The organism is Nocardiopsis lucentensis DSM 44048 (assembly GCF_000341125.1).
GTDB classification, from domain to species: Bacteria; Actinomycetota; Actinomycetes; order Streptosporangiales; family Streptosporangiaceae; genus Nocardiopsis; species Nocardiopsis lucentensis.
This window is the reverse complement of record NZ_ANBC01000200.1, coordinates 1-4,816: the sequence shown is the minus strand read 5'-3', so window position 1 is coordinate 4,816 and position 4,816 is coordinate 1. Positions and strand designations below refer to the sequence as shown.

Here is a 4,816-nt window from a genome sequence, read left to right as displayed (position 1 = left end):
GCTGACCGACACGTGGCGGGAGGGCGTGGCGATGGTACGGCGGTGGACGGACGAGTTCATCAGCGAGGAGGAGTTCACCTCGCACGGCCTGTCCCCCGCTCCCGAGGCGGCCGGGACGGTGTCCCGGTGAACGGCGCGCACCCGATGGCGGAGGCGGCCACGGCGGCGGTCACGGAGGTCGGCGCCCTGCTCAAGGAGTGGCGCACCGACCCCGACGCGCTCGGCGGTGTCTGGGAGGGGAGCCAGTTCAAGGCACGGGCCGATGCCATGGCGCACCGCGCGCTGTCCGAGCGGCTGTCGGCGATCGACCGGGAGGTCCCCGTGGTGAGCGAGGAGGACCCGGCGTCGCTGGTCCGGGAACGGCCGCCGCGCTACTGGTTGATCGACCCCATCGACGGGACCGCCAGCTACACCCACGGGTTCCCGGGCTACGTCACCCAGGCCGCCCTGGTGGTCGACGGCCGACCCGAGGTGGCGGCCGTGTTCGCCCCGGAGACCGCGACGCTGTACACGGCCGTCCGGGGCCGGGGCGCCCGGCGGAACGGCCGGCTCCTGACCGAGGGCACGCAGGCGCCACCCGGGACGGGTGTGCTCACCGACAACACGCCCGAGCCCCGGGGGATCGCCCGGCGGATCTACGACCACTTCGGGTACGGCGGCTACCTGGAGAGCGGCAGCATAGCGCTGAAGCTGTGCAGGGTGGCCGAGGGGTCGGCGCATCTGTTCGTCAAGGACGTACCCGTGCGCGACTGGGACGTGGCCGCGCCCTCACTCGTGCTGGAGGAGGCGGGGGGCCGGGTCACCCGGCTGGACGGGTCCGGGTTCGGTTACCGGGGGAGCTACGAGCACACGGGCCTGGTGGGCGCCGCCGACCCCGCGACGGCCCTCGCCGTCATCCGCTGGTTAACGTCCTGACCTGCGCGGACATCAGACATCAGGAGAGACCTGAGGGAAACCGCGAACCGGCCCCGCAGCGCCCTTCCCCGCATCCGACACGGCGCGTATGGTGTGGTCACCAACCGCGCTTGCTGGGGGTGGGAAGTGGGGCACCGACGTCTGCCTCCGCACCAGATGCGCGCCTCGGACGCCGAACGCGACCGTACGGTCGACCACCTCACCGTCGCGTTCGTGGAGGGTCGCCTGGACCTGGAGGAGTACGACCGCCGGGTGGGCCTGGCCCTGTCCTCGGTGCTGGTCGGGGAGCTGTGGTCGCTGACCACGGACCTCCCCCGCCCCGAGGGCTCGCGACCGGAGCCGGGCCCCGCCTCGGACCCGCGCCGGGAGCACGGTTCCGCCGCCGGGGACCTTGCCCCGACCGTGCCGGTGCGCGAGTGGGGCGACGAGTGGCGGTGGTGGGCGGGCGTCGCGGCCGTCCTCACCGCCGTGTGGGCGGTGGTGAGCCTGACGGCGGGTGAACTCGTACCGTACTGGCCGCTGGTGCCGTTGGGTGTCTGGGGGGCCGTGCTGGTCGCGGCCACCATCTGGCCCGGCGAGGACGGGCCGCGCTGAGGTTCCGGGCACTGGCGAACCGGACCGGTCACACCGCGGCCCCTTCGAGGCGGTCCCGGCCCTGCTCCGCGCCCCCGCCGGTCCCGGCCTCGGGCCACCGCACCGGGATCCGTGGCTCGTCCACAGCCCCGAGGAAGCACCTTGTCGAGCACCACACGACGGGAGACCCTAGATAAGGGGGTTCTCGATCCCCACCCGCCTCGTCGTGTCCTCAACCCACCGCGCGCCCTCAGGCCCTCCAGGCGTTCTCAGGTCCCCCGGGCGTCCCTGTCGCGCACCGCCCCGGATGTCGCGGTCCCGGCCCTGGCCGCCTCAGCCCACCGCGTGGAGCCAGCGGACCGGGGCTCCGTCGCCCGCGTACCGGAACGGCTCCAGCTCCTCGTCCCAGGCCCGCCCCATGAGGTGTTCGATCTCCGCGGCCAGGTCGGCGCCGCCCGCCGCGGATCGCGCCATCGCGTCGCGCAAGCGCCCCTCGGGCACGAGTACCTCGCCCGCGGCGCTGGTGATCGCGGTGAACATCCCCAAGGACGGCGTGTAGCTGTAGCGCACGCCGTCACACCCGGGCGACCCCTCCTCGGTCACCTCGAAGCGCAGGCGCTGCCACGAGTTCAGCGCCGAGGCCACCTCACCCGCGGTCCCCGGTCGGCCCTGCCAGTTCAGCTCGGCGCGGTGGTGGCCGGGGGCCGCCGGCTGCGCGACCCAGTCGAGTTTCACGGGTACGCCAACGACGCCCGCGACCGCCCACTCGACGTGTGGGCACAGCGCCGCGGGCGCTGAGTGGACGTACAAGACGCCACGTGCGGACACCGAACCTCCTGATACGAACGAGTGCGCTTCCCCGACGCCCTCGTACTTCACGAGAAGGTTGCAGACCCGCCTGAACACCTTTCGCCCCATTGTGCCCTAAGGGCTCTCTGGGTACCAGCGGTAACACCGGGATTTGCGGTGTTCCCACCGCGCCCAGGGCACCCAGGGACTAGCGTGACACCCGGAGCGGACAGGGAGTCTGATCATAGTGGGGGCGGGTGTGCCAGACCAGCCGTACGAGGGCATGAGCAGCCCCTCTTGCTCCCGGGGCACAGTGCTGTGGACCGATACCGGGAACGAAACCCCTTCCGCCTTGCCGGTTCCGGCCACTTCCACCCCGGAATCCACCGACCCCGCGCCTTCCGAATCCGCTGATCCCGCACCTTCCGAATCCGCCGATCCCCCCGTTCTGGAACCCAGCGACGCCGACCTCGTCCGAGGCGCGCGGGAGGGCGACCCGCGGGCGTGGGAGGGTATCGTCGACCGCCACCTGCCCCTCGTGAACGCGATCGCCCGCTCCTACCGCCTCCCCGCCCCCGACCGCGAGGACGCGGTCCAAACCGTGTGGCTCACCCTCAACCAACACCTGCCGCGGCTCCGCTCCCCCGACCGGCTCCGCGCCTGGCTGCGCCGCGTCACCAACGACGTGTGCGCCCGCCAGCGCCGCCACGGCGCACGGCAGAGCCCGGTCGCCCCGGACGTCCTCACCCGCCTCCCCTTCCCCGAGGGCCCCGACCTCGAATCCCAATACCTGGATCGGGAGCGGCACGAGGAACTGCACAGGGCGATCCGCCATCTGTCCCCACAGGACCGGATCGTGGCCCTGAGCCTCCTCGACGACACCCCGCGCGACCCGAACGCCCACGACGGCCCCCGCGTCGACGCCAACCAGCGCCGCCGTGTCAGGCGCCGGCTCCGCCGCATCCTGGAGGACCCGCGTTGAGGAAACCCACCGACCGCCTCCCCCCGTGGGCCACGGCCGGCCGGGACGCGGCCCTGGCCGCCTTCGACCGCCGCGACGACACCGCCGACCTCGCCGAGCTCACACTCCAGACACCGCCGGTCCCCGAGGACGCGCGCGGCACCGACGGTGCCCTGCTGACCACACTGCGGTTCGACCACGGTGACCTCGCCCTGGACCTGAGGATCCGTGTCCACGACACACACCGCTCCCTGTCCGGACTGGTCACCGGGGACTTCGCGTTCGCCACCGTGGACATCCGGTACCCGGGCTCCGCCGATCGCCTCCGCGTCGGCGCCGACGGCCGCTTCTCCGTGTCCGGACTCCGGCGTGGGCCGCTCAGCCTCGCCCTGCACCGGACGGGCCACCCCCCGCTCGTCACGGGCTGGTTCGCCGTCTGAGCCCCGACGGAGCGATGGGCGGCCCGGAGACCGGGCACTCCGAGGGCGTCTGTCACGCACCGGCCGCCACAGAACAGGACACTCCGAATGCGGGTTCGGAACACACACGAACCCGGTGCGGTGCACCCGCCTTCACCCCGTTCGTCCGCGTTCGCCCCCGGCCCTTTTCCACAGGTTGTCCGCCAGGGCTCCCCCGCACGCCCGCCCGCTGCTATCAGTGGTTCCGAGCGGTTCCCGCGGCGCACCGGGCCCGAGCCACCCCCTCGCGAAAGGCGGCGCGCACACGTGACCTCCAACGTCCACCGGTCCGACCCACCGTCCGGCCGCCACCTCCTGGCCCGGGTCAGGCGCGGGGTGCGGCTGGCACGCAGCGGCCTGTTCGAGACCACGGCCGACCTCCTCACCGACACCCACCGCCGCCTGCGCGGCCACCCCGTCGCCGAGGACGCGCCGGTCCTTCCGGGAGTCCTGGTCAACCTGGGGTTGGCCCAGACCATGTGCGGCCGTTTCGGCCAGGCCGAGGACCACCTCGCCGAGGCGCACACGCTCACCAGCGAACGCGGGCTCCCGCTCATGGGCCTGGTCGCGCGGCACAACCAGGGGTGCCTCGCCCTCTACCGGGGCGACACCGTCACGGCCATCGACACCTTCCTGGGCCTGCTCCCCCGTCTGCCGGCCGCGCGACGCGAGGCCCTGCACGTGGACCTGGCCGAGGCCCTGCTGTCGGAGGGGCTGGTCGAGGAGGCCGCCGCCACCCTTGACGAGGGGCCGTGCGTCGAAGACGGCTCGACCTCCGCGACCGCCCTGCTCGTGGAGGCCAAACTGCGTTTCCTGGAGGGGGACCGCCAACGCGCGGGCGAACTCACGCGGAAGGTGCGGGGCACGTTCGGACCGGGATCGCTGTGGTACCGGCTGGCGGCCCGTCTCGAACGCATCACCCTCGCCCCCGCCCGGCCCACGCGGACGAGTCCGCGCGCGACCGCGAGCGCGGTTCCGGGATCGACCCCGGTCGGCCGGGCCAGGAACGGTCTGCGCATCCGGATCCCCCTCGCCGCCCCGTCCGCGCCGTCCCACGGGCGGGCCGCCCCTCGGCGGGCCCTGGACGTCCTGGAGCGAGGGACCGCGCCCACCCCCGGCC

6 protein-coding genes and 1 pseudogene are annotated in these 4,816 nt (G+C 73.6%); 6 read left to right on the top strand and 1 reads right to left on the bottom strand.

Annotated elements, in window-relative coordinates; all coding sequences use genetic code 11:
* The 3 genes and pseudogenes from D471_RS41645 to D471_RS0106595 form a co-directional block, all read left to right on the top strand.
* Window positions 1-130, top strand: a pseudogene (locus tag D471_RS41645) (ATP-grasp domain-containing protein); the annotation flags it as partial.
* 14 nt (window positions 131-144) lie between these two features.
* On the top strand, window positions 145-915 hold the full coding sequence (locus tag D471_RS0106600; protein WP_083924145.1) for a 3'(2'),5'-bisphosphate nucleotidase CysQ family protein: 771 nt from the start codon (window positions 145-147) through the stop codon (window positions 913-915).
* A gap of 156 nt (window positions 916-1,071) precedes the next feature.
* Window positions 1,072-1,509 carry a DUF1707 SHOCT-like domain-containing protein gene (locus D471_RS0106595; protein WP_017597892.1) on the top strand — a complete coding sequence of 146 codons (438 nt, stop codon included), beginning with the start codon at window positions 1,072-1,074 and terminating at the stop codon, window positions 1,507-1,509.
* 312 nt (window positions 1,510-1,821) lie between these two features.
* Here the strand turns inward: D471_RS0106595 and D471_RS0106585 are convergent, their stop codons facing one another.
* Window positions 1,822-2,316 (bottom strand): DUF3145 domain-containing protein, encoded by a 495-nt coding sequence (locus D471_RS0106585; RefSeq protein ID WP_026127479.1) that lies wholly within the window; start codon window positions 2,314-2,316, stop codon window positions 1,822-1,824.
* Between the two features lie 409 nt (window positions 2,317-2,725).
* Between D471_RS0106585 and D471_RS0106580 the strand changes: the two genes are divergently transcribed.
* The 3 genes from D471_RS0106580 to D471_RS0106570 all read left to right on the top strand — a co-directional run.
* A complete protein-coding gene (locus D471_RS0106580; RefSeq protein WP_026127478.1) occupies window positions 2,726-3,259 on the top strand; it encodes an RNA polymerase sigma factor in 534 nt (177 codons plus the stop codon).
* A complete protein-coding gene (locus D471_RS0106575; protein WP_017597888.1) occupies window positions 3,256-3,678 on the top strand; it encodes a hypothetical protein in 423 nt (140 codons plus the stop codon). The genes D471_RS0106580 and D471_RS0106575 overlap by 4 nt, the downstream gene beginning before the upstream one ends.
* A 285-nt stretch (window positions 3,679-3,963) precedes the next feature.
* Window positions 3,964-4,816: tetratricopeptide repeat protein (locus tag D471_RS0106570; protein WP_026127477.1), on the top strand; the 853-nt coding region annotated here is incomplete at its 3' end.